The 24,176-nt window shown below is 47.3% G+C and carries 18 protein-coding genes and 1 tRNA gene; 12 read left to right on the top strand and 7 right to left on the bottom strand.

Annotated elements, in window-relative coordinates:
* The first annotated feature begins 158 nt into the window (after positions 1 to 158).
* A complete protein-coding gene (locus tag AMD24_RS01180) occupies positions 159 to 1,736 on the top strand; it encodes a secretin N-terminal domain-containing protein (RefSeq protein WP_158404326.1) in 1,578 nt (525 codons plus the stop codon).
* Positions 1,737 to 2,297: 561 nt separating this feature from the next.
* On the top strand, positions 2,298 to 2,723 hold the full coding sequence (locus AMD24_RS01185) for a hypothetical protein (protein ID WP_148565165.1): 426 nt from the start codon (positions 2,298 to 2,300) through the stop codon (positions 2,721 to 2,723).
* Positions 2,724 to 2,732: 9 nt separating this feature from the next.
* Here the strand turns inward: AMD24_RS01185 and waaF are convergent, their stop codons facing one another.
* The gene (waaF, locus tag AMD24_RS01190; protein WP_062100311.1) at positions 2,733 to 4,682 is read right to left on the bottom strand and encodes a lipopolysaccharide heptosyltransferase II; all 1,950 of its coding nucleotides are present in this window, start codon (positions 4,680 to 4,682) and stop codon (positions 2,733 to 2,735) included.
* A gap of 516 nt (positions 4,683 to 5,198) precedes the next feature.
* Here waaF and AMD24_RS01195 point away from each other — a divergent pair.
* The 7 genes from AMD24_RS01195 to AMD24_RS01225 all read left to right on the top strand — a co-directional run bounded on the left by AMD24_RS01195 (position 5,199) and on the right by AMD24_RS01225 (position 13,147).
* Complete coding sequence (locus AMD24_RS01195) at positions 5,199 to 6,185, top strand: AAA family ATPase (RefSeq protein ID WP_062100312.1); 987 nt, start codon at positions 5,199 to 5,201, stop codon at positions 6,183 to 6,185.
* A gap of 68 nt (positions 6,186 to 6,253) precedes the next feature.
* Positions 6,254 to 7,135: a DUF58 domain-containing protein gene (locus tag AMD24_RS01200; protein WP_062100313.1), complete on the top strand. Its 882-nt coding sequence runs from the start codon at positions 6,254 to 6,256 to the stop codon at positions 7,133 to 7,135.
* Positions 7,132 to 7,653, top strand: a complete 522-nt coding sequence (locus AMD24_RS01205; protein ID WP_062100314.1) for a DUF4381 family protein — start codon at positions 7,132 to 7,134, stop codon at positions 7,651 to 7,653. The genes AMD24_RS01200 and AMD24_RS01205 overlap by 4 nt, the downstream gene beginning before the upstream one ends.
* A gap of 36 nt (positions 7,654 to 7,689) precedes the next feature.
* Complete coding sequence (locus tag AMD24_RS01210) at positions 7,690 to 8,718, top strand: vWA domain-containing protein (protein WP_148565166.1); 1,029 nt, start codon at positions 7,690 to 7,692, stop codon at positions 8,716 to 8,718.
* Positions 8,700 to 10,457 carry a vWA domain-containing protein gene (locus tag AMD24_RS01215; protein ID WP_062100315.1) on the top strand — a complete coding sequence of 586 codons (1,758 nt, stop codon included), beginning with the start codon at positions 8,700 to 8,702 and terminating at the stop codon, positions 10,455 to 10,457. The genes AMD24_RS01210 and AMD24_RS01215 overlap by 19 nt, the downstream gene beginning before the upstream one ends.
* Before the next feature lie 165 nt (positions 10,458 to 10,622).
* Positions 10,623 to 12,392 (top strand): BatD family protein, encoded by a 1,770-nt coding sequence (locus AMD24_RS01220; protein ID WP_062100316.1) that lies wholly within the window; start codon positions 10,623 to 10,625, stop codon positions 12,390 to 12,392.
* On the top strand, positions 12,392 to 13,147 hold the full coding sequence (locus AMD24_RS01225; RefSeq protein ID WP_062100317.1) for a hypothetical protein: 756 nt from the start codon (positions 12,392 to 12,394) through the stop codon (positions 13,145 to 13,147). Before AMD24_RS01220 ends, AMD24_RS01225 begins: the two co-directional genes overlap by 1 nt.
* A 221-nt stretch (positions 13,148 to 13,368) precedes the next feature.
* Here AMD24_RS01225 and AMD24_RS01230 read toward each other — a convergent pair whose 3' ends face one another.
* Positions 13,369 to 14,679, bottom strand: coding sequence for an amino acid permease (locus tag AMD24_RS01230; protein ID WP_148565202.1), 1,311 nt, complete (start codon positions 14,677 to 14,679; stop codon positions 13,369 to 13,371).
* A gap of 377 nt (positions 14,680 to 15,056) precedes the next feature.
* On the opposite strand from AMD24_RS01230, the gene AMD24_RS01235 reads away from it, so the two are divergent.
* Complete coding sequence (locus AMD24_RS01235) at positions 15,057 to 16,340, top strand: hemolysin family protein (protein WP_062100319.1); 1,284 nt, start codon at positions 15,057 to 15,059, stop codon at positions 16,338 to 16,340.
* Positions 16,337 to 17,329, top strand: a complete 993-nt coding sequence (locus AMD24_RS01240; protein ID WP_062100320.1) for a CNNM domain-containing protein — start codon at positions 16,337 to 16,339, stop codon at positions 17,327 to 17,329. The genes AMD24_RS01235 and AMD24_RS01240 overlap by 4 nt, the downstream gene beginning before the upstream one ends.
* Here AMD24_RS01240 and lpxD read toward each other — a convergent pair.
* The 4 genes from lpxD to AMD24_RS01260 form a co-directional block, all read right to left on the bottom strand.
* The gene (gene lpxD / locus AMD24_RS01245) at positions 17,321 to 18,343 is read right to left on the bottom strand and encodes a UDP-3-O-(3-hydroxymyristoyl)glucosamine N-acyltransferase (protein ID WP_062100321.1); all 1,023 of its coding nucleotides are present in this window, start codon (positions 18,341 to 18,343) and stop codon (positions 17,321 to 17,323) included. The two genes, AMD24_RS01240 and lpxD, sit on opposite strands and share 9 nt — an antisense overlap.
* 104 nt (positions 18,344 to 18,447) lie before the next feature.
* Positions 18,448 to 19,053: an OmpH family outer membrane protein gene (locus AMD24_RS01250; RefSeq protein WP_062100322.1), complete on the bottom strand. Its 606-nt coding sequence runs from the start codon at positions 19,051 to 19,053 to the stop codon at positions 18,448 to 18,450.
* 52 nt (positions 19,054 to 19,105) lie between these two features.
* Positions 19,106 to 21,451 (bottom strand): outer membrane protein assembly factor BamA, encoded by a 2,346-nt coding sequence (gene bamA, locus AMD24_RS01255; protein WP_158404328.1) that lies wholly within the window; start codon positions 21,449 to 21,451, stop codon positions 19,106 to 19,108.
* 133 nt (positions 21,452 to 21,584) lie between these two features.
* Positions 21,585 to 22,397, bottom strand: a complete 813-nt coding sequence (locus AMD24_RS01260) for an HAD family hydrolase (protein WP_062100324.1) — start codon at positions 22,395 to 22,397, stop codon at positions 21,585 to 21,587.
* A gap of 238 nt (positions 22,398 to 22,635) precedes the next feature.
* Here AMD24_RS01260 and AMD24_RS01265 point away from each other — a divergent pair, with 238 nt between their 5' ends.
* Positions 22,636 to 24,027, top strand: coding sequence for a carbohydrate porin (locus tag AMD24_RS01265; protein ID WP_062100325.1), 1,392 nt, complete (start codon positions 22,636 to 22,638; stop codon positions 24,025 to 24,027).
* 43 nt (positions 24,028 to 24,070) lie between these two features.
* Here the strand turns inward: AMD24_RS01265 and AMD24_RS01270 are convergent.
* Positions 24,071 to 24,156: transfer RNA gene (locus tag AMD24_RS01270), tRNA-Ser, on the bottom strand.
* Positions 24,157 to 24,176 lie beyond the last annotated feature (20 nt).

The following is a 24,176-nucleotide window of genomic DNA, read 5'->3' on the forward strand; positions in this document are numbered from 1 at the left end:
CACGGAACAGTAATAGTGGTGTTCACTGGCTATCAGGCTCCATCAACATTTTAGCTGATCAAAGTGCCATAGAGGATATCCTGCGGGAATTTGGGGACCAAACAAATCTCAGAATTGTCCTTAGCCCAGCCATTCATGGAAAAGTCAGCGGGAAGTTTATGGGCTTAGGACCGAAACAATTCCTGCAGCAAATCTGCCGTGCATACGGATTAGATTGGCTCTACTATAACAAGCAGATCTACTTCTATTCCAACACGGAGAGCAAAACAGCAGTATGCACTCTAAGATATTTGCCCGTTGTACATGCAATAAGGACAGTAGAACAGATCGAGATGCTCTCCTTGGGAGCCTCTATCCACCCTATCCCTAACACTCCTATGGTAGTTCTAAATGGCCCTCCAAAATATATAGAAATTGCCCAAGCGGTACTCCGCACGTTGGAGGCGCAGAACGCTCATAGACAGACAAATGAATTGGTGATCCAAGTATTCCCTCTTAACTATGCCTGGGCTTATGATGTAGAGCTTTCTAACGGTGTACGTGTTGAAGGAGTCGCTACTACTCTCTCCAAACTTATCTTAGGAGGTTCGCACTATGGGCATACAACGACAGGAGAAAAATTTCCAGTTTCTTTAGGAACTCTTGGGCATGTTGCCAATCCAGTCCTTGGTGTTAACGATGAATGGCCAAGACAACGGCGGGTGGCAGCCCCCCGTGCCCTCTTCTCTCTTGGAGGAGGGCAGGAGGGCGCCAAAAATGCTCCTATTATCCCTTCAGCTAAAAGCCCAGCACCAAATGATGTCTACAATCCAGCCTCTTCCCCCGACAGTAGCCCTTCCATTGCGGCAAGTGTACGTGCCAATGCTATTGTCATTCGAGATGTTCGGGAGAACATGCCGTTTTATAAAGCAGCCATTGCCAAATTGGATGTTCCTATACGGGTAATTGAAATTTCAGCTGCTATTGTAGACGTGGACATCCATGCCTCTCGGGCCTTAGGGTTAAGTGGTATTAACGCAAGCATAGGGGGAGTCACTGGGGCAGCAAGTAGCACAACAGGAGAGCCTATTAGACATAGCGGTAATTTGAATATAAAAGGCGTCTTCGGCACTAGCGTTGTTACTGCGGCGCTGAACTTTCTAGAAAGAAACAAGAAGGCAAAAATTTTGTCGCGCCCTACTATAGTTACGCTGGATAACTTTGGCGCCTCCATCGGAAGTGCGGACACATTTTACCAATCCGTACAGGGCAACTACGTTAGTAACATGTTTAATGTGAGTGCCGACCTAAGGCTAGAAGTGGTTCCACACATAATGATGCACAAAAAACAGCCGCAAATTTATATGCAAGTCAAAGTAGAAGATGGCTCCTTCGACTCAAAACAAAAGGCAGCCTCCTTGCCCATGGTGCACCGCTCCCAGCTTGTTACGCAGTCTATCGTCCGCAAGGATCAAAGCCTTCTCATCGGAGGGTTGTACCGCAAGGTAGATGTACGGGAGCGCAGCGGATATCCTTGGCTGAATCAAGTTCCCATTCTAAGCTTTTTCTTCTCCTCAAATACTCGTAGAAACCTGGTAGTAGAGCGATTGTTTCTTATTACACCGAGGATCGTCGATATTAACTCCAGGAGTTTGAGAGATTACAGCCAATACTTTCATCCTCATCCCGCCACGGAGAGTACGCGGAGGCTCTCTACAAGAGCCCCTCGAAAATGCAACACCGTCTACGTACGCTAGCACTGGGAGCAGCGAAGGAGGACAGTCGAAAGTATTGATATTTCTTAGAGCTTGCTTAGCGTACTTGCTGCTAAACCGGCAGTTAAAACTCTCTCGAGCGCGAGCCAAGGCGTACTGGAAAGCTAACCAGCCTGATTAACTTGATACAAGGAAGCTGTCCTTTCAGACTAATCGATAGCTTTGTCTTGTCTTTGTCTGCGCGATTTGATCACCCCCAACGGGATCGCTTGTATGTGAAAGTTGCACTTGCCTTCGGTCATCACCAAATGTGATGACATGTACCAAAAAATTTACTCTGTTAGCACTATTCAACCATCGTGTTGGGGTGTACTCCCATCAGGGAACTGATAATAGACAATTTGAGCAACTGAATGGTATTATGGTTGCCTTGTGGGGTTGTTTCTCAATACCATGCCTTGTACGCGGGAGGCGTGTGCCCAGTGTGGCTAGGAGTTCACTAATGGGCCCGTTCTGGTGTGGTGTTGCGTGATGTCAAAATACATGGAACCGCCCGTCTAGGAGACTATAAGGGGCTTAGCTAATAACAACATAATAAGGTCAATGAATATTGAGTCGTTCACGCCAGCGACCGTTCGAGCGCTCGTTTCCTTGGCAGAGAAACGGAAGAAGCTTTTAGAGCAGGTGCAGTCCCTAGAAGCTGAGATCGCTTCTCTTCTGGATAAACTGCCTCCTGGAATTACTGCTGGAAAAGGTGGGCGTCCACTTAAGAATTCGACGAGATCCGCTAGAACTAAAAGAGGGGATGGGAAAGGACAAAAGCCGGGTGTATTAAAGAAACGCATCCTGGAAATGTTACGGTTAGCCGGTGCTACCGGAGTTACCGTGTCGGAAATAGCCAAGGAACTTTCCATTCGCCCAGCAAATGTTCATGTGTGGTTTAGCACGACTGGCAAACGTTTAGAGGAAGTAGCAAAAGTTGCACCAGGTCGTTTCTGCTATCATGCGACGACTTCCAAAAAGGGGTAGTGGGGAGTTTTAGTGAGACAGTGGTTTGTTAGTGCATGGTGCTTTTCCTCCCGTTGGATGTTTTAAAATTTTCAGTACTGCTTCTTTTACTTGTCTTGTACTAATCGCCTTCATGCACCTAAAGTCGGTGGGACAGCTTTGTAGAAAGCAGGGGCTACACTCCACATGTTGGCGCAACACACAATGTTTGCTCCCAAGAGGGGAAGTTAATAAAGGCTCTGTAGAGCCAAAAATGGCCACCACAGGGATCCCTAATAGGGCAGCTAGGTGCATAGTCCCTGTGTCATTTGTTAAAAGAAGGCGGATAGACAAAAGCTCTGAGATCAGCATGGCAAGATCGGTTTTCCCTACATAGTTCAGTACGACGCCTTTTGGAAGGCCAGCTACAATTTCCTGGACAATAGAAACGTCCTTGGCGGTACCAAGGACTTTCCAACGGTATCCTGTTTTCTCAAAAACTTCCTTAATCACCTCTCTGAACCGATCTGTTGGCCAACACTTGGCGGCACCATATGCTGCACCTGGGCATAGCCCGAGAGTGGGAGCAATTAAGCGACTCAACGGAAAAGGAAGGCTAAGTGTGGAAGGTTGGTGGGGTGGTGCCCCAAGTACTTTTGCTATATGTAGATAATGTTCTGAGTGATGTTTTGGAATTGCGCCCACCCTTTGCTTTGGTGTCTCTATAATCTGATTGAGTAACCAGGAACGGTAGTGTCCTTGGTAGCCAACTCGACGTGGAATACCAGCCAGAAAAACTTCCAATGCACATCTGCAGGAATTGGGAAAAAGTATGGCAACTTCGAAACAGCCTCGTAGCTTATCCGCAATACTCCAGAGGCTTTCTTCCTTGGAGATCAGTACTACTTCATCGACCTCGTCTACCGTATACCAGAGTGCAGCTAGCTTTTCTGATACCAAGACGGAAATTCTAGCATCCACTCTCCCTTGTTTGATGGCCTGTACCGCTGGAATGCTCATAGTAGCATCTCCAAGCCAGTTGCTGGAGCGGACAAGTATGCGAAAGGGATGTAGGTGCTCTTTAGTTCCTTTAGGCAGATAGGTCCCCCGCTTTTTCTGGAAGAGCAAGAAGTCTGGATTGGGTACTTTCCAACGATCATGAACCCAGAACCAATCTTTTGGCGATTCCTGGATTTGCGATTCGAGAACGCGGTTAATATCCGCAGTCAACTGGTTAGAATTGTCTGGCTGGTACGAAATGGGGTGTCGGACTGAAATTCTCCAATGAGCAAACCCATCTGTGAAGATGGCCATGGGAAGTACTATTGCTCCAGTTCTACATGCAAGCGTAGCAGCGAGGGGAGATGTTGAGGCTAATCTGCGAAAAAATGGGGTCCAAATTCCCCCATCGCCAGCATGCTGGTCCACAAGTACTCCTACGACTCCTCCCTGGCGCAGCATAGCAGCAGGAGCAGCAAATCCCTTTTTTCGGTTAAACAGAACCAAACCGCGTCTACAGCGGTCTCTGTTGACCAAATTTTCAATCCACCTGTTCCGCAGAGGCTGGTAAACGGCACCAGTAGGTACATCTGGGAGGAAAAAACTCAACTGGGCAAAGAGTTCCCAGTTTCCTATGTGGCTAATAGCCACCACTATTCCTCTACCTGTTTCCGTGCAAGACTGGATTAGCTCCTCGTTTTCCATAGAAGAACAGGCACGGATTTGTACCTCGCTGAGAGCAGGGATCTTTAAGGCGCTGAGGAAGTTTGCGCCAGCCGTTATAAAGTGTTGCAGAACCAGTAGACTGACCTGAAAGTCAGAGTGCTTATCTAGAAAAGCATAGGCTATATTTTTCCTGGCTAGTCTGCGGTACTTTGGTAGCGCCATCCAAACGATTAATCCTAGCACTTGCCCAATAAAAAAGCAGACAGAGAGAGGAAACAAGCGGAGAATACTTACTACTCTATAGCCTATCCAGGAAAAGGCATCATCATGGTGCATACTGTGATTTCTGGTAAAGAAGCTGCTTGGGTGAATACTAACGCGGATACAAGGTGCGAGGTCTAGACTAGCAGACCAAGGGAGTCAACCCCTGAAGGGTATAGTCTCCAATTTTCGGAGCGCGTGGTAGACCTACTCAATGTCTGTTGCCCTGATAAGCAAATAGTTCATTTCTTAACCACTCCTATCGTCAAGCTGGTGTGGATGATGGCGTAGCTTGCTGTTATTGCCATCTCACCAGAGGTCAACGGGGTCTTTTGCTACCGCGCATCGCTCATTTAAACTCTGCGGGATACTCAGCCATTTCATGGGGGATCCGGGAGAAGGTGTGCAAAGTTGCAGCTTAAGACTGATAGACGTTGTGCTGTTTCCAGCAGAATGATTACCCTGCAACGGTTGTTTTTGGTTGGTATGAAAGGAAAGTCGATTTGCGGCCCCGGCAAGGGGGGTGAGATTTTCTTGGTATAAAAAGCGATTATATACTGCGGAGGACGCATATGGTAAGCTTTGCAACGGATGGATATGTTCTCGGAGTTAGACGAGCAAGTTCAGGAGGCTAGGCACTGGATACAGCCCTTACTTGATGAAGTTAGCAAGGTGATTATTGGTCAGCGTGTGCTACTTCAACGCTTGTTGATAGGTATTCTAACTAACGGGCACATTTTGTTAGAGGGTGTGCCTGGTTTGGCTAAAACATTGGTGGTACGTACTCTAGCCTCGGCAGTTCAGACGGGCTTTCAAAGGGTACAATTTACTCCTGATCTCTTGCCTGCTGATCTGCTAGGAACGCCCATTTACAACCCACGTACCGGTGAATTTGCTACAAAGCTAGGCCCTATATTCTCCAACCTGATCCTTGCGGATGAGATTAATCGAGCTCCAGCTAAAGTGCAAAGTGCCTTGCTAGAGGCTATGCAGGAGCGGCAAGTGACCCTAGGTGGACAGACTTACCCCCTTCCAGACCCATTTCTGGTTTTAGCAACACAAAACCCTATTGAGCAGGAGGGTACTTATCCGCTACCTGAAGCTCAGTTAGACCGCTTCATGCTTAAAATTAGAATAAGCTATCCGAACCGAGAAGAAGAGCTTGCTATTCTAGATACGATGGCCACTTCTGCACCACGGCTCTCTGTGTTGAATACAGTGAGTATGTCGGAGATTGTTCGTGCCCGCAGTGTGGTAAACGGGATTTATGTGGATGAGCGTGTAAGAGATTACATCGTAGATATTGTTAGAGCTACTCGTGCTCCAGAAGCCTTTAAGCTTAAATTGGATAATCTAATCCGCTATGGTGCATCTCCGCGTGCCACTATTTTCCTTACACTGGCTAGTAAGGCAAATGCGTTTATGACCGGCAGAGCGTATGTGACTCCACAGGATGTCAAATCTGTCGGATTGGACGTGCTGCGCCATCGGATTGGGATAACCTACGAGGCAGAGGCAGAGCTAGTAACTAGCGAGGATATTGTAAAAAAAATTTTTGCCGGCCTTCCAGTACCCTGACTTGCACTTGACCGGAGGATATAGGCTAGGGTCTTGGCATCTTCATCAAAGGATGTAGGGCGTACTATATGCATAAGCCAGATGAGATCTTTCGAGCGGTTCGGCAGCTCGAGCTGCACACACGGCATCTCGTGAGGTCTTCTTTTTCTGGCTACTATCGTAGCGCTTTCAAGGGAAGTGGAATGCATTTTGATGAAGTGCGTGAGTATGCACCTGGCGATGAAATTCGTACCATCGACTGGAATGTGACTGCACGTATGGATATGCCTTATGTGAAAAAATTTGTGGAAGAGCGAGAGCTGACGGTTATGTTAGTGGTGGATGTTAGTGCCTCTGGAACTTTTGGAAGTGCATGCCTAAGTAAGCGAGAATTTGCTACGGAGATAGCATCTATCTTAGCCTTTAGCGCTTCCCAGAATAACGATAGAGTGGGTCTTGTCTTGTTTAGTGATCGCATGGAGCTTTTTATCCCTCCAAAGAAGGGACGTCTTCATGTATTGAGACTTATTCGAGAAATGCTTCTTTTTGAGCCTAAGGGCAGATGCACAGACTTTTCTGCAGCATTTAAGACACTCAATCACGTGATTCATCGACAGGCTGTAGTATTTGTTCTTTCCGATTTTCTCATCTCAGATCTTTCAAAGCAGTTCATTACAGCAAGCTATAGGCATGATATTATCGCTCTATTCATCGTAGATCCTGGTGAAATCCTCCTACCAAATGTAGGTATTATCACTTTTGAAGATGCTGAAAGTGGTTGCCAAGTAGAGTTTAATACTTCCAAGAAGAGGGCGGTGGAGGAATTTGTAAGGCTTGAGTCTAGGCGCCGCAGTGCCCAGAGAAAAATGCTGCAGAATCTTGGGATTGATGTTGTACTCTTCCGAAGCAACGAAGGCGTCGTTCCGCCGCTGCGTACTTTTTTTAAGCAAAGAAAAAGGAAATTGTTATGACTTCCGTTGTCTCCTCTTCACTAGAGCCAGCGCCGCTTCATGATATTGATCCTCCAATTCCTATTTCTTTATATCCAGCTTGGATAGCCCCGTTGGCCATTTTAGGTATTCTGGTCCTCGCTGCTCTGTTTTTCTGCAGTAGGAAACTTTCCTTTCCTAAAAGGAAACAACTCGTCAATCCTAAAAACGCTGCGTTAGAGGCATTAGCAGTTCTCCATTCCCATATAGAAGTACTTTCTCCGCACGATTTTGGTGTTGAGGTTTCCGCTCTCCTCCGTCGCTATATACAAGATGAATATGGGTTGCGCGCGACAACTCAAACCTCCGTGGAGTTTTTAGTATCCATTCGAGACAGCCCTATATTTTCCTCTGAGGAGAAGATCATATTAGGAAAATTTCTCGAGATGGCCGACCTTCTTAAATTTTCCAGGAGAGATGCAAGGCGAGACGAGACCTCCTCATTGCTGTTACAAGCGGAGCAGCTCATATACATGCGAAACCGAGGCATAGCTTTATAGGAACTGCAAGAAAAGCAACTGCAAATAGAGAGTGGAATGATACATCCGCTTCGCTTTGGCAACTTCACAATTCTATATCCCTGGGTCCTCCTTTTTTTGTTGGCCGTTCCAGTACTGTTCCTCCTAGGCAGGAAAGTGAGGAGTGCTGCTCAGGCAGTACAGTTTCCTTCCACAGAGATAATGTTGGCTTTGAGCCGAGGTGGGAAATCGCGAGCCAGAGGTTTCCTTGATGCAATTACCTTCTTAGCAGTGGCCCTTTTACTGCTAGCGGCATCTCGTCCACAACTGGAGAGGAGTAACATTCATATTCAGGCAAGCGGTGTAGATATCATGTTGGCTTTCGATGTTTCTAGCTCTATGGCGGCGGAAGATATGACCATCGCTAACAAACGAGTAAGTCGAATAGAGGCCGTCAAGAGGATTGCGCAGCAATTTATTGCTGAACGCCTGAGTGATCGCATTGGTATTATGGCGTTTGCCGGACACCCTTTTTTAGTTAGCCCACCTACACTAGATCATGGCTGGTTGCTAACAAACATAGACCGCATGCAGGCAGGCATGATGGAAGAGGACAGCACCGCTATTGGTTCAGCAATTGCTGCTGCTGCGCGGCGCCTTAGGGGCCATTTTGCTAAATCAAAGGTTCTGATACTACTTACGGATGGTGCAAACAACGCTGGCTGCATCTCTCCACTAACTGCTGCAGAGGCAGCTAGGGTACTTGGGATAAAAATTTATACTATCGGTGCAGGTTCCAGCGGTCCCGTACCTTACCCAGTGTTAGATATATTTGGCGGAACTAGATATCGAATGGTTAAGTTTGATAGTGATTTAGATACCCTAAAGAGAATTGCGGAGATGACGGGTGGGCAATTCTTCCGCGCGTCAGATAGTCAGTCTCTGACGAGAATTTTTCAAAAGGTTAACCGAATGGAAAAGTCAAGAGCAGTGATGACCAAAATATCGTCTTATTGGGACTTATTTCCATGGCCTGTAAGTGTAGCACTCGGGCTGCTCCTAGCAGAAATTCTTCTTTCTCAAACGGTGTGGAAACGGCTTCCCTAAGCTTTGGTGAGCCATCCTGGTTTGCCGCTCTGGCCATCCTACCAGTAATTACCTTGCTTCTGTGGTGGGCAAATCGACGGAACAAACTGCTTCTACAGCAAGTGGTAGCTCTGCGTCTATTTGATCAACTTGTAGGTTCCATAAGTAGAAGGCAGCAATCTATTCGAACAGCCCTCTTACTAGGCAGTCTTGCTCTACTAATTATAACCCTTGCTAGGCCCCGGCTTGGGGCCTCTCCTATAAAGACCCTTCAAGAAGGGAGGGACATTATCGTTGCAGTAGACATCTCTAGAAGTATGCTGGCGGTTGATTCTGCGCCCAACCGGCTGACACACGCAAAGTTTTTCGTACAAGACTTCGCTGATTTCCTTCAAGGAGACCGTTTGGGGTTAATCACTTTTTCCGGAATAGCTTTCCTACAAATCCCGCTGACAACTGACTATGCTGCTGTAGCCAACGGAGTTAAAGAATTGGACACCAACTTTATTCCCAGAGGTGGAACTAACATTGCTTCCGCTATTCGAGTAGCTAGAAAGACGTTTGGTCACTTTAGTGGAGTAGTCCGTGCGTTGATCCTTGTATCTGATGGTGAGGAATTGGAAGGGAGGGCTGTCATCGAAGCAAAAAGGGCAGCCTCTCAAGGAATCCGCATCTACACTGTCGGTATCGGCACTACGGGTGGATCCTTACTCCCCATTGCTGCTGCACGAGCTGGAGAGCAGGATCTCGTGCGGAGTACTGATGGGAAGCCAGTAACCAGTTATTTAGATGCGGCGCACCTCAAAGAAATTGCAGAAACCACTGGCGGCTTTTACTGCCCCTTTAAGCCATTCTCATCTGCTCAACGGATCTTTCACAAGGGCATACTTCCTTCACTTGTCGCAAGGGAGGGTCAAGCTTCAATTTCAAGCCGCCCCGTTGAGAGGTTTGAGTGGACCCTAATTCCGGCGATTCTGCTGTTATCAACTTGGTGGCTAACAGGTAACCGAAAAGGGAATGTTTTCCAGGGTAGGCCCACTATTCTCTTTTTAGATCTAGTTTTATTAGCTGTCTTATCAACAGTAACGTCGATAAATGCTGCACAAAATGGTCTGGAAAGTTATCGGAGGGGAGACTATCAAAAAGCTCTCAAGGATTTCGAAAGTTACCTACAGAAAAGGCCAAATCTTGCGGAAGCCTCCTTTGATGCAGGTACAGCAGCTTATAAGCTTGGGGATTATGATAAGGCCCTTAACTTCTTTGGGAAGGCTATCCTGGGAAAATCTGTACAGCTTCGTGTCAGTGCCCAATACAACATGGGTAACAGCCTAGTACGAAAGGGTGAAGCAAGTCCTTCGGATGACCAGAAACGAGCACAGTGGAAGGCTGCCATCCAGCAATATGATCAAGTGCTTAGACAGAAGCCTAAAAACAGGGCCGCTGCAGATAACAGGCAACTGGTACAGAAGATGTTAAAAGAACAGGAGCAAAAGGAAACCCGACAGGAGCAAAAGGAAACCCGACAGGAGCAGAATTTACATTCTGGCGTTTCTCCTGCTCTTTTCTCTATTGCTTCAAAGTCAGACAGAAATGAGAAAGCTGGTGGAAGAGAAAAGTCCTTTTCCCACAGGAAGACAGTCCCTTCTGTATCACTGACAAAGGAGCAGGCAAACGTGCTGATAGACTCCATGAAGGAGGATGAGCAACACTTTGAGGTCCACGGACAGGACTTCTCTCAAGACATCTATAGAAATTGGTGAACTGTCAGGTTATTCCTCTAATTGAAATAGGGGTATCATGGGAATGTAAGCCCTGATTCTCGTTCCCTACATCAGCTTTATCTTCCTCTACCTGATAAAGATTCGATAGGAAGAGGAGCAAGGTGTCTTGTGAGAAGCTTGTTAAATGTCTGTTTGAAGGAGTGCATGGTGGGTTCAGTAATCTACTGTTGGTGGTTATGGTGTATCTTTTTCCCTTGTGCCCAGGCAGCAGATATTCAGGCAAGTGCTCGAATTTCCGATGGGGAGACGCAAGTGGGACAGTCTGTCCGTCTAGACATTATTGTCCAGGGAGCAAGAAATGCAGAAGTGCCCAATGATATAAAAATAAAGGGCTTACGACTGAGTTATATTGGGCGGTCGATGCAGGTTCAAATGCTTAATACGCAGGTAACTTCAAGCGCCACTTACACCTTTTCCGTGTATCCGTTGCAGGCTGGGAATTTCATTATTCCCTCTTTGCAAATCAGGGCGGATGGTGAAATCTTTCAGACTCAGTCATTTTCTCTGAAAGTAGTAGATGCTCCTTCACGGAAGGGAATAAGTAGAGAAAAGACACCTCGGCGATTCCGATCGTCGCATTCTGCCGGTACAAAGCTTACATTTGGAATACTTTCCCTCCCTGGGAGGGAAGCCTACGTAGGGGAAAAAATCCCCATCAAAATCCAATATTATTTGCACCCTTATTTTTCCGTACGATCTATTAGTTCTACACCATCTCTCCTCGGAGAGGGATTTATGGTTCAGAAAATGGAAGAGCCTAAGCAGGGCTATCAAGAAACCAATGGAGTTAGGTATACAGTTCTCACTTTCCATAGTTCTGTTTTCCCGCTAAGAGCAGGGACTCTGCAAATTCCCTCCGCATCCCTTGTCTGTCAGGTACTGACTCAGCCACTTCCTGATATCTCCCAACAGTGGAACGTGACGGATACTTTTTTTCAGCGCTTTTTTGGCACGATATCAGCTGCTTCAGCCATGCAGAAAATAGAGGTGAAGTCAGATTCTGCCACCATACAAGTGCTACCCTTGCCGGATAAGAAACAGCCAGTTTCTTTTCATGGTGCTGTCGGAAACTTTACTCTACGTGCAGAAGTCTCCACAAAGGATCCCTTTCCGGGAGACCCAATTACCTTGCGGGCGATCATTTCTGGGAAGGGGAATTTTGAGCAGATTAGAGAGTTAGACTTGGATGCTAAACGGGGGTGGAGGTCCTATCCCACTCTAACGGAGTTTAAAAGATTGGGGGAATATGGTGAGAAAGTGTTTGAATGGATGCTGGTCCCCAATGTGGAGAAAAATTCCACACCAGAAGTTGTTTTTTCTTATTTTGACCCTACCCTTGCAAAGTACATAACGCTGCGTACTACCCCACAGGTAGTAAAAGCAAATCCAGCGCCTCACTCAATCCCTGTGCCGACAATGGCATCCTCCCCCTCCCTCACTGAGAAAGAAAAATGGAGGGTCGTGAGAAAATTCGTCGCTGAATCTTATCAACCAATCACTAGACGTCCTGAGTTTGCGGTCGCTAACGGAATAGCCATCCTAGCATTGTTGGCTTTTGTTGGAGTTCAATCCACACGGAATTTTAAAAAAGCTGGTGTTGGGAAAGTGGGATTACATCGCGCTTTAAAAGCGTCCTTAGATAAGGCCTCTGATCCTTACACTTCTCCAGAAGAGCTCTATTCCTCCGCTGCAGAGTTTCTTCGCTTATGGGCACAATTAGCCTCCGGGAAAGATATGAGGGGGGAATCAGCACAAGAGATTGTGCGTGCCATTGGTCTGATAGGTAAGGAATCTGAGTTGGCGTTGGAAATTTTTGCCCTTTATGAGGAATTGTCCTATGGATTCCGTCGGGTAGGAAATCCTTCTACTGCAACTCGCGCCTCTATCCTGGAGCTCTTGAGGCGTCGGAGATAATGAAGACTCACCTTTCTTTTCGTGTGTTGCTGTTTGCAGCGTGCCTTGTTGAAATGCACGCTACTACACAAGCTGTCTCTTTTGAAGAAGCAACTGACAGATTGCTAAAGGGGGATATAGATAAAGCAGCTACAGCATATGAGGCACTACTCACCCAAGGTATTTGTGGATCAGCAATTTATGCAAATCTAGGATTTACTCTTCAGAAAAGGAATAAATTAGCTGAGGCGGCACTTAATTACTACCGGGCATTAATGTTAAATCCTCAATGCATTGAGGCTAAGGCAGGATTAAATCAATTGCGTGTGCAAACAGGACTTCCAGAACTTACTCCTACCTGGATACAAAGACTTTCAGAGATAGTTGCACCCACCTTTTTACTTATTGCTGGTGAGATTCTTTTTTGGATAGGGACCTTTCTGCAGGTTAGGGGGGGGGGTAGAAAAAAACTATCGCTTTTTCTGAGCAGTAGCGGCCTCTCGTTATTGGGTGCCACAGTGTTTTTGGTTGGTTGGTTGAGCGATCCACGTGTGACGAGAAAACACCTGGCTATTGTAACTGCCCAGGAGGGGGAGCTGGCCTTGGCCCAACCGGTAGCTACAGCTCCCCGCATAGCTCCTCTTCCATCAGGCACTCCTGTGACAGTTCTTTCTGAACGAGGAGACTGGAGCTACTGTCGACTTGCTGATGGGAACCAAGTCTGCTGGATTCCAACTTCGAGCCTGTCCTACGTATACCAGAAGCCTGCCTTTTAGGCTACTAACTTAACACGGGTCCTTACTCTATTTTTCAGTGGGGGCCGCACGTTTTCTCTAAAAACAGGTAGACTTTTGGCATAAAGCTGAAGTGAAACATCTTTTTTCTTACCAAGGCACGCCTGGAATGATACCCCGGCAGCAGACTCTCAAACAGTGCCAAGGAAGTTTGGGAGGACTTAAGGGAAGTAAAGAAAGTGGTCTAGTAGCCTCAATCTCTCCTAAGAGGACCAAAATGCCAGAAATGGAGACACGATAAGAAGTATTCCAGTAAGAACTATGACAATTAGCGCTATATTTCGATACCTTGCAAGTTCCGGTACTCGTAGAACTAACCATGCGGGAATTAGGCATCCAACCAGTCCAAAAATGGGGCTGGACACTGATGTAAAGTATAGAATGGGGATGTTTAAACCGACCACTCCCCAGGCAAGTACGATGGTAAACATCTGCACTCCTCGGTTGATCCATACCGAGCTGATTTCTCCGTTTGGAAAAAAGCGTTGAAAAATGTTGAGCACTAATCCTCGACATACCTCGTGAAAGCCTAGGTAGATACTAAAAAATGCCGTCACTATGGCAAATATATTAAGAGTGATGCCCAGTGTTGTCGCCAATCCGGATGGCAAAAACCTCGCGGCCATTGCCAGGGCAGAGATGTTGTTACGGAAGGCGAATTCGGCCTCCTCGTACCCAAATGCCAAAGTAAACGATAGGGCATAGAAAAAGACTGTTCCAAACAAAATTAGAAACGCGATATTCATCACCCGGAGCGACTTATAGCGTGCTACTTCTGGAAATTTTTCTCGGGCTCGATAAGATATTACCATAGGGCTCAAAGTCTGTATGAATAATATCGAAGTTAGAGTGAACGGGAGGGTAATAATACCTTGCTTAACAAGCACATGATAGGGGTCGACTGGGCCAATATTATATAAATTCCAGAACTTGATCATTGCCACTCCTAGAAAAATAATAATGCCTAGTTTGATTAGAACCATGAGTACAGATACCCTGAAAAGGAACTGTTCTCCCTTGGCTGCAATCGATACGAGACTGCCAATCAAGACTAAGGAATAGAACGGGTTTCTGGAGAGTAAATTCTTGGTCACCCCAAACGTTTGGAGGTAGGAAGCACTATCGTTAGTAATGTCGGTAAAATAGACAAAGATCCAAATGACCAACATGAAGAAATACAAGACACCTAGGGCTATACCCCAATTCTTACCGAGATATCCGGAGATTACTGCAGGATAATCGCTGCAAATTTTTGATTCCGCTAGCGTATTGATGAAAAGTCTTTGAAACAAGTATAGGGATGGATAGGCCACTATTGCAGAGGCAAGAAAGCACCATATCCCTACCCTCCCTGCCTGGACCGGTAAGAAAATTATTCCTGCGCCTATCGCCATTCCTATGCTTAGGATAACCCACCCTACGTCCACTCGGCTAAAGCGTGTTGCTTCTTTCCACTCTTCCGGTGACAGCCCCCCTCCAGAGGCCTGATCTGGCGAAGGATCTTCACGAGTCATGGCAGCAGTTTCATGTGGTAACCGCGAACTATTCATAATGACTAACGATTTGACCGGAAAGCCCCTGCTGTCTGCTAAGTTCTACAGCATGGGACAGGCAGCTTAATTGAGAAACTAGTTCTTGTAGAAGAAAAAAGTACCTCCGTCCCGTTTAACCCAAATAACCATCTCTTTCTCTCGGTCGTAACAACTATTGGGTCCCCCGCTCAGCCGCTGCGTTTTAGGTTATCGCAACCTATTTTGGAAAGCTGCTACTAGATGGAGAAAAACCGCCACCTCTCCCAATTTCTTGAAGTCTCCAACCAAAGAGGGCAGAGTACCCTACAGTTTTTGGTCGGAATAGGAAAATTTTTCCATACTCGTGCATTTTTTGAGGGATGAATGAAGTTTTTTATCTGCTTCTACCCCTGGGCATTTTGCTGGTGTTCACCTCAGCTCTTCTTTCTATGGCGAGCGCGTCGTTTTCTGCTTTGACAGAAACCATGAAACAGATTGCACAGAAGAAGGATAGAGTGCTTGCACAACAGCTGGAAGAATGGATGTGCTCTCGTAGAGAAGTTTTAAGCGCTATTAACATAGCAGATGGTCTGGTGACGCTTCCGCTTATTTTCTTCTGTCTGTGGTGGGTAGATGCTCAAGGCCTGAGTGTTTACTTGCCGGGATGGATGTTGGCCATGCTGCTCTTTGTGGCAGTCACTCTTCTCTGTGAACTTCTACCCAAGCTTGTTGGTCTGGCACAACCAGTGTTTGTTTTGTCCATCTGTTGGCCAATTGTATCTGGCGTCTACTGGTTGCTAGGACCCATTGTTCTCCGAGTGCTAACGTGGAATGACCTCTGGATGGATAGATCTAGCGATAATCTCATTTCTCCTGATGGCACACTTTCTTTGGAAGAGCTACAGTCGCTACTCGAAGTAACTGAAGAAGAGGGGGGAGTGTACCATGAAGAGGCTGAACTACTCCAAAAGATTATCAAACTATCATCTGAGGTGGCTAATCACTGCATGATCCCACGAGTAGACACTTTTACGCTGCCTGATAATCTCTCAAACGCTCAGGCGGTGGTTCTCATCCGATGGAATAGGCACAGGCAAGTGCCAATACGAGGGGAAACACCGGACGAAATCCTTGGCGTTTTAGACGCCAGAGATTTTCTTCTATTTCCTGAGAGACACTACACAGGCATGCTTAAGCCGCCTTCTCTTGTGCCGGAAACGATCCAAGCTTTAGATCTACTCGTTGCTTTCCAGATTCAGCAAAAAAACATGGCGATTTTACTGGACGAGTACGGAGGGATTGAAGGACTTGTAACTTTTTCCGACCTCCTAGAGGAAATTTTTGGCGAAGATGGCCATGAGCACAGAAACTCCCCCTCCATCAAGAGGATAGAGGGAGGAAGATTTTTGGCAAGTGGCGGGCTACATCTCGATGAGCTTGGAGAGGTATTAGGTATCGACACTTCCGACTTTTCTGCTCATACCGTTGGGGGGCTGCTGATCGAGCATTTTGGGCAACTACCTAAGGTTGGAGCTTCTATGCTACTAGCAAACTGGGAAGTCTGTGTTCGACAGATTTCCAGAAAACGTGTTCTAGAGGTTCTTATTTCCCCACTGCAACAAACTCAAACCAGTTCAGCGGCATCTTTGCCACTGCTCAAATGATTTTCATTACAATTTTTGCCTGTATGTTCTTCAGCTTTACGCTCTCTGGTGTTGAGTCTACCCTTAATACCAATCGAGCTCGGCTACACCACTATGCTAAACTCGGCGACGCTACAGCGTCTACTCTACGTTCACTTCTAGTACAGAGAGATTGTTTGTTAGTTACGGTAATAACGTTTTCTACACTCCTTCGAATTCTCACCCTTGCATTACTATATTCCTTTCTTGCACCAAGAACTGGTGTCCTCGGCGCTGCAGCGGCAATAACGTTGAGCATCCCATTGCTTACGTTGTTCTTAGTAAAACTTCCTCAGATATTATTCCAGCGACTTCCAATTTCTGCTGCGATAGCTTTTGTCAGTGTTCTTTCCATTTTTCAAAGGATCACATGGCCACTTGCCTCTTTGCTTACTTGGCTAGCCAGTCCCTTTGTAGCCTATAACAAGCGGGAGCAGTTATCTATGCAGACCCTTGCAGCTACTGTGGAAATTGGGCGTGCTGTCTCACGTCTCATGGAGATAGGCCAGCTAAGCCATACAGCTTTTCAGCTGGTCCAGAATCTTCTCAGATGCAGAAATCAAAGGATCTCCTCCTTTATAATTCCCCCCCAGGACGTAGTACATGTTGGTCCAGATACGCTGGTTCCCGAACTCCTAGAACTTTCCCGCCATACTGGAACGGAACAAATCCTCGTTTTAGGAGAACACAAGCAGATTATGGGGATAGTAGATGTTCTTGACCTTCTACTCGAGGGCATTCGTGTTGGAAAATCTAAATCTCATGCCAGAAACATTGCCTCAGTTTCTTCCACTGAGAGCATCCACACGGCCATCCGAAAAATGCGAGCTGCCCAAAGTAGCATTTGTGCCGTCACCGCACAGATCTCTGGGGATGTACTAGGTGTTGTCACCATAGATTCTCTTCTTCAGTGCCTCCTTATAGGAAAAAATCGAGCCACCTCCCCTGGAGAGGCAGCACTTTCATTGTAAAAGCTCGGTAATTTTCTCTTCTAACCGTCGTACTCGTGCATAGAATTTCTCCAGACGTTCCACGTAAAAAAATTTACGTTTGTAGACCTCGATTGGACGGGCCGGTACTCCAATCAATACCTCTTTTGGAGAAACGGACTTGACCACTCCGGACTTTGCAGCAATGACCGCCTCATCTCCCACTTCTATATGACCATTGATTCCCACCTGTCCTGCAATAGTCACGCAACGCCCTACCTTGGTGCTTCCTGCAATCCCTACTTGACCACAGAGAATAGAGCATTCCCCGACAGTAACATTGTGGGCAATCTGAACAAGGTTGTCAATTTTAGTCCCCTTCTGAATCCAAGTACGCCCAAAACGAGCACGATCTACCGTAGTATTAGCACCAATTTCTACATCGTCATCTACTTGCACAATACCTCTTTGTGGAAGTTTGACATGTTTTCCTCTCAAGTATTCAAACCCAAAGCCATCTGAGCCCAAAACTACACCGGGATGGAGAACTACCCTATTTCCAACCAAGCACCGTGCCAGGATACTCACACGAGGATGCAGAAGACACTTCTCTCCGATAACGACTTTTTGTCCTATGTAACAATGTGCCCCTATCACCGTTCCAGTGCCAATTTGAGCTCCTGATTCTACCACAGCAAACGGCTGGATGCTCACTCCCTGAGAAATGTGTACCCCTTCTGCAATGCAGGCAAGCCGATGCACTCCCGGCGTGTAAGAGGGATCTGGCTCGGAAAAGAAATCGATCAGCTTTCCAAAAGCAGTCGTTGGACTTTCTACACGGAGAAGAATTGGCGGAACTGGCTCCTCAAAATTCATGGGAACCAGAACGGCAGAGGCACGGCTAGAGCGTAGGGCGGGCAAGTATTTGAGATTCCCCAAAAATGTTACATCACCCCTTTCTGCGTCTCCTACAGCAGAAATCCCGCGAATCTCTACGGCCGCGGAACTCAGCGAAACTTCTGTACCAACGAGCCGTGCAACCTCTTCAAGCCTCATAACCTCCCCCCCCCTCAGACAAGGGAGGACACAACAATCTCTGCCTGTGAACAGACGGGAGCCACATGCATGTCAACCTTCTCTTCCTGGAAGAAAGGCAGCAACTAGGTTTTTTTGGGCTTCTTTGTCTTTGGCATCCCTTTATTTAGATCATTTAGATCAGAGATAACCTGAACAGTTAAATCAACATCATCGGGTGCGTGGAGCACTACTGGAATTCCTCCAAAGCCCAGCCCAGATTTATCAAAAACAAAGTCGTAGCTGTCAGATTTCACCTTGGCGATGACTACCTTCATGATGTCCTGGACGATATCCGCTCGCATATGCCCAAATTTCTCCTGGAGCTGCTGTTCCTTCATAGCTCGAAAACTGGAGCATTCACGGTCCAGCTCCCTTGCTTCTTTAACTTTCACCTCCCGCTTTTTGGTCTTTGCCTCCTTAGTCAGCCTGCTAAGCTCAGGCTTCTTGATATCCTGACTTAGGCTTTCAATCACCTTCATAGTGTCCTTCAGTTTCGTAAGACGCTCCTCTAAGTGTCGCTTGGAGGTCTCTCGCTCGGCATTGAGCTGACTTTGGGCTTCCTTCGTCTTGTAATACTCCGTGAAAACACGGTTCATATCCACGGTGCCAACTTTAACGGCGTATGCAGAGGTCCCAAATAAAAGGATACCTGCTGCAAGGAGGAATGAGGAAAAAGGGGATCGAGGCATATCGCTTTGTGTAGTGCTAAATTTTTTGGTTGTTCTTCAATTTATAGACGATTTAGAACTGGTATCCAATATTGAATTGGAATCTCCCTTTGTTGCGGTTGTACTTATCGCATTTGATCGGGTATCCAAAATCGAAACGAACAGGCGTACCTGCGAGAAAATCTAGATGAAGACCGACGCCAATGTCCCCGTTTGTGTTTTTTGCTGAAAAGTCATAGTTGCTCACATTCACTCCTCCCCAATCCGTAAAGAGGGCTCCACGAATCCTAGGCAGGACAGGGAATGTAACCTCCAGCGTACCAAAAAAAAGCGAGCTCCCTCCAACGGCGTTTCCGAACTTATCCTTCGGCCCTACATCCCGAAAATCAAATCCTCGGAGGTCACCTGACCCTCCCAGATAAAGCCGGTCAAAAATTGGAACATCTCTGTGCATCCTTCCCCAACTGGTTGTAACAGCAATTCTAGCTTTTGCCATAAAAATCAAATCCCGCGGCAGTAGCACATACCGTGTGGCATCTAAACTCAGTCCGTAATCCTGAACGCTTCCACCCAACATGCCTCCGGAGAGGAAGTTAGTGTATCTAATTATGGCGCCGTGCCTGGGCAAAAAAAGGTTATCACGTGTGTCATAATCCAATCCTGCAGAAAGAGAGTTTCTCGTATATCTGCCTTTGGAGTTCTGAATATATAGCCCAGTGTTTTTAGCAACACTGTGGACATAAATCCCCTCCCTGCGACATTCACCCCGCATGGAAATAAACGAGGTGATAGGTAGACGAAAGTGGAACGCGCCCCCATAGTACATTTGATCGTAAACCGTACTGAGATAATCGGCATCGTGGTAGTAACCCTCTATGCCTACCAAGAGCCTACGGCCCAGGAACCAAGGCTCCGCCAGTGAGACTATAAAATCTTTTCTCTCAAGGCCATACTGCATTCGAATTCGAAGACGTTGACCAGCACCATAGAAAGTTGGCCAGCCAAACAGGTCAAAGTTGGTTTGTTGCAGCTCTGCGAAACCAACCAAGCTATCGATGCTGCTATAACCTGCGCCTATATTGAAATTTCCTGTATTTTTCTCTTCCAGAAGAACGTGTAAATCTTTCCGGTGAGGAAAGAGAGTAGATTGTGGAAAAAGATCTACACGCGAGAAGTAATTCAAGTTCTGCAGGCGAGCCCGGCTAATATCCATCCGTTGCGTATCGAAAATTTCCCCCGGTTTTAGGGCAAGCTCACGCCGAACTACAAAGTCTCTGGTACGGGTATTGCCCTGAATCCTGATGAGGTTGACGTAAGACCGTACCCCCTCGTCTACATCGAACAGAAGGTCGACTCGGGAAGCTCCAACGGGGAAAACGTGAGGATTCACGCTATGGTCTAAGAAGCCACACTTCCCATAAAAGCCATTAATAGCCCTAAGATTACCATGCAAACCCTTTGGGGTGTAGAGGGCGCCTTCCCGCATCCTAAGGAGGCCAAGCAGCTTCTGCGATCTATTGGAGGGAATACCACTAAATCTAATGGCCCGAACATGATACTGTGTTCCCTCCCTAACCTTGTAAATAACCTCCACCCTTTTCCGTGGAAGAAGCTTTACCTGTACACCGATACATTCAGCATCTGCAAAACCACGATTTTGGTAGAGGAGACGGATTCTGCGCTTATCTTCATCCAACCGCTCTGGGGTCAGTCTGCCACTCCCATTAATGAAGGAAAGTAGATTGCGGCTCTTTGTCCTTAAAGAGGTACGCAATTCTCTACTTGAGAGAGAACTGTTGCCGACGAAGGAGATCTTCCCCACGACTATACGGGGTCCCTCTACGATATTAAATGTAACCCGAACATAGTTTTTCTTAGGTGTAGGCTGAACGGAAAATGACACTCGTACCTGCCCAAAGTTTTTGCTCTCGTAGAGTCTGATGATTCTCCGTCGAGCTTCCGCTAAACGCTCCTCACTTAAAGCCTGGTCCACCTTAGCAGAAATTTCCCTACGCACACGGGCAGGCGGCACCTGATTAGTGCCCTTGATATGGATAGCAGCTATGGAGGGTAATCCCTGGATGAAGACCACCACCTTTACTCCATTGAGAAGAGGTTCTGCGGAGATGCGCACGTCTGAGACCAATCCCGTTGCGTAAAGGGAACGCACATCCTGCTTCGCAAGTCGCCAGCTATAGGGTAGCCCTTTTTTCATGCTTAGGTTTGCGAGAACACGTTCCCTGCTGATCCTGGGGGGGGGGCCAATAAATTGAATGTCGATTCCTTGCACCAAAGGGTCTCCTTGTGCCAAAAGGACATCCGACACCGGCAGGAGAAAATAGCAAAGAGACCAGCAAAAAATGATAACCAGACGTGAGAGATAGGTAGTCACAACGGTCAATGGGTTAAGGCAATGCATTACACTAAAGGTTTCTATGCTAAAGGTTTCTATGCTATGAAGTGGCGCCACAGGCCACACTACTCTGGACATACCGAGTCACACCAAGCGGCTGTTGAAAAAACTGCAACGTCAGCAGCCCCATCGTCGTAATTCAGCCGGAACGTTTATTCCGTTTATTCATCTCTTCAACTAAGGCTGGAAGCTCGCGCAGAGTAGAAATTTCCGCATAGGGCCATGGCTGCAAAAAATCTCCTGCTGCCTCAGAAGCACGAAGCCAGACGCTACGGATACCCGCATTGCAAGCTCCCGCAATATCTCGTTCCTTACTGTTACCGACCATAACCACCTCCGACGGGAGCGTACCTAACTCTGCTATCAACTGGAAGAAGATTTCTGCCCTTGGCTTTCCTATTCCTCTTTCTCCGGAAATAGTAATTGCCTGAAAAAACGGCTCCAATCCAGAAGCAGCTATCTTTTCTCCCTGCAGGGAGGGCGCCCCATTCGTCAGCATTCCCAGATGATAGCGAGGGTGCAAGTATGCCAGAACTTCCTTAGCATCCGGCACCAATCTCTGGAATTTACGGCGGGCTTTGCTAAAGCCTTCGGACAGTTCTAAACCCACAGCAGGAGAAACACTGGGTAATTGTTGATGCAACGCACCAGAAAAAACGGCTTCCCGGAAGGGGATAGTCCAATTTCGGAGTTTCTGCAACTCTTCCTGTTCATCGCCAAACTTACCCCATAGGCACTCGAAAGCACTAATTCCGACGCTGTCACAGTAAGCAAAGCAAGGCCCCGCACTCCAGAGTTCACAAGCCAGGATTTGGCAGTCCCTGACAAAATCTTCTTTTTTAACTCCAAAGCGAGTGACCTTTGTGCCAACTTCCTCGAAGGCCATCCTAGAGACCTCCTCATCTGCTATTAACGTGTCGTCTAAGTCAAAAATGATAGCCCGAATCTCCATACAAATCCAACCCTAGTACCCCCAAGGCTTACAGGGCTAACACCCTCTTCACAGCAGCCGATATGCAGGCCGAACAAGGAAAGAGAAGGTTTTCTGAACCCCTAGGGCAGGAGCAAGATACTCTAATCCTAATCCAAAAAAGTGAACAAGCAAAAGATACTCTACGATTTTCTCTAGCCACATTACGAGAGGTATGTTAATTTCTTCCTGAAGAGTCTGTTCTAACTGAGCTGCAGATATGTCATGTTTTTTTCTGAAACGTCGTTCGTGTCGAGGAGTACGTAGGCGCAGATTTACGCTGTCCCTCTTATGTGGGGTGGCGCTTGCATTAGGCGCTAGCAGCAATAGCGATAGCGGGTATGCCAGCCAGCCGGATGCCATCAGGCGTTGGTGGGAAGGTTCCCACCTTACAGGAGGCTGGTGGAGCGGCCGTCAGTTTTTAGAGAGCCGCGGTCTTAATCTCGTCGGGGATTTCTCTGCTGTTCATCACGGAGTTCCTATAGGAGACTCCAGGGAGATTTCCATTTTCTGTCACTGCATTTCGCTGACAGCTAGGTTTGATTTTGGAAAAATGCTAGGGGTAGAGGGCCTTACCGGCCAGGCCGGGGTCCAGTGGCAGACGGGGAAGGACATTAACGGAAAAGTTGGCGCAGGAAGTGCCTTTAGCCCTGCGGCCTTTACTGGACATTGGAGGTGGCGCTTAAGGCCGATAGACCTTACATACGTGACACCGGAAGTTTTTGGTATCAAGGAGTTCTTCACTATTTCTGGTGGTTGGCAAAACCCAAAGAACTACTTCATGGTGCAACCAGACGCGAATGTGTTTCAGAATTGTGCATTCGGCGGGGGGGGGCTGGCCGCAAACGATGTTGCTTTCGACGGAGCCTACATAGCCTGGGGGGGATATACCAGAATCCGACCAACCAGTTGGTCCTATGTGCAAGCAGGTTTCTGGGGCGCGGTCCCGGAGGCTCTAAACTGGAGAAACCGAGGAGTGTACTTTCGACTGGCGCGTCCGTTTAGGCATAACGGGGTGTTTGTTATGGGAGAGATGGGTGTGAGCCCGGAGTTGGGTGCTGCGTCGCTTCCGGGCAAATATGTCTTCGGAAGTTATTACTGGGGTCTACCCAATCGTTCCTTTCTTGGAGCTACCTATCCGGGTCGGTTCGGCTTTTACTGGCAAGCCGATCAGATGCTTTATCGAGAGCCCGCCCCCCTCACTGAGGAATATCCGCTAGATGCCGGTCTTTCTCAGAGAGACAGTGCACGATCTCAGCAAGGACTTTTCTCTTTTGTCTGTGTTAGCCATGCTCCTAAGTTCAACAATGTCGTACCAGTTTTCCTGCGCGCAGGGCTGGTTTATAAGGGTCTTTTCCCGAATCGGGATAGGGATGACCTTGGCGTTGCCTTTGCATTTGGTAATTATAGCTATTACAGTGTCCTTGCACGCCGTACACAGGGTAGATTTCTCCAAAGGACGAGCGAGGCCGTGTGGGAGGTTGACTACCGCTTCCAAGCCAATAAATGGTTGCGCGTGCAACCGTTCCTAGAATACCTCTTCCGGCCAAGCGGTAGTGGCCATCTTAAAGATGCTCTAGTACTGGGAGTTGCTGCTCAGCTAACTTTCTAATTCTTCGCTAGCTCCTCCTCTCCTCCTCCACCTCCCCTCGCGGCGGTGAGGGAGGGATTCGAACCCTCGGAGCTTTTCGAGCTCGGAGCTTTAGCAAAGCTCTGCTTTCAGCCTCTCAGCCACCTCACCGTACTTGGGACAGCTAAGTT

The sequence above is a fragment of the Candidatus Xiphinematobacter sp. Idaho Grape genome, assembly GCF_001318295.1.
In the GTDB taxonomy this organism is placed as follows: Bacteria; Verrucomicrobiota; Verrucomicrobiia; order Chthoniobacterales; family Xiphinematobacteraceae; genus Xiphinematobacter.

Coding starts and splice junctions, on each gene's coding strand:
- AMD24_RS01180 (WP_158404326.1), top strand. CDS start 159: ATGGGCTTAGGACCGAAACAATTCCTGCAGCAAATCTGCCGTGCATAC.
- AMD24_RS01185 (WP_148565165.1), top strand. CDS start 2,298: ATGAATATTGAGTCGTTCACGCCAGCGACCGTTCGAGCGCTCGTTTCC.
- waaF (WP_062100311.1), bottom strand. CDS start 4,682: ATGCACCATGATGATGCCTTTTCCTGGATAGGCTATAGAGTAGTAAGT.
- AMD24_RS01195 (WP_062100312.1), top strand. CDS start 5,199: ATGGATATGTTCTCGGAGTTAGACGAGCAAGTTCAGGAGGCTAGGCAC.
- AMD24_RS01200 (WP_062100313.1), top strand. CDS start 6,254: ATGCATAAGCCAGATGAGATCTTTCGAGCGGTTCGGCAGCTCGAGCTG.
- AMD24_RS01205 (WP_062100314.1), top strand. CDS start 7,132: ATGACTTCCGTTGTCTCCTCTTCACTAGAGCCAGCGCCGCTTCATGAT.
- AMD24_RS01210 (WP_148565166.1), top strand. CDS start 7,690: ATGATACATCCGCTTCGCTTTGGCAACTTCACAATTCTATATCCCTGG.
- AMD24_RS01220 (WP_062100316.1), top strand. CDS start 10,623: ATGGTGGGTTCAGTAATCTACTGTTGGTGGTTATGGTGTATCTTTTTC.
- AMD24_RS01225 (WP_062100317.1), top strand. CDS start 12,392: ATGAAGACTCACCTTTCTTTTCGTGTGTTGCTGTTTGCAGCGTGCCTT.
- AMD24_RS01230 (WP_148565202.1), bottom strand. CDS start 14,679: ATGACTCGTGAAGATCCTTCGCCAGATCAGGCCTCTGGAGGGGGGCTG.
- AMD24_RS01235 (WP_062100319.1), top strand. CDS start 15,057: ATGAATGAAGTTTTTTATCTGCTTCTACCCCTGGGCATTTTGCTGGTG.
- AMD24_RS01240 (WP_062100320.1), top strand. CDS start 16,337: ATGATTTTCATTACAATTTTTGCCTGTATGTTCTTCAGCTTTACGCTC.
- lpxD (WP_062100321.1), bottom strand. CDS start 18,343: ATGAGGCTTGAAGAGGTTGCACGGCTCGTTGGTACAGAAGTTTCGCTG.
- AMD24_RS01250 (WP_062100322.1), bottom strand. CDS start 19,053: ATGCCTCGATCCCCTTTTTCCTCATTCCTCCTTGCAGCAGGTATCCTT.
- bamA (WP_158404328.1), bottom strand. CDS start 21,451: ATGCATTGCCTTAACCCATTGACCGTTGTGACTACCTATCTCTCACGT.
- AMD24_RS01260 (WP_062100324.1), bottom strand. CDS start 22,397: ATGGAGATTCGGGCTATCATTTTTGACTTAGACGACACGTTAATAGCA.
- AMD24_RS01265 (WP_062100325.1), top strand. CDS start 22,636: ATGTCATGTTTTTTTCTGAAACGTCGTTCGTGTCGAGGAGTACGTAGG.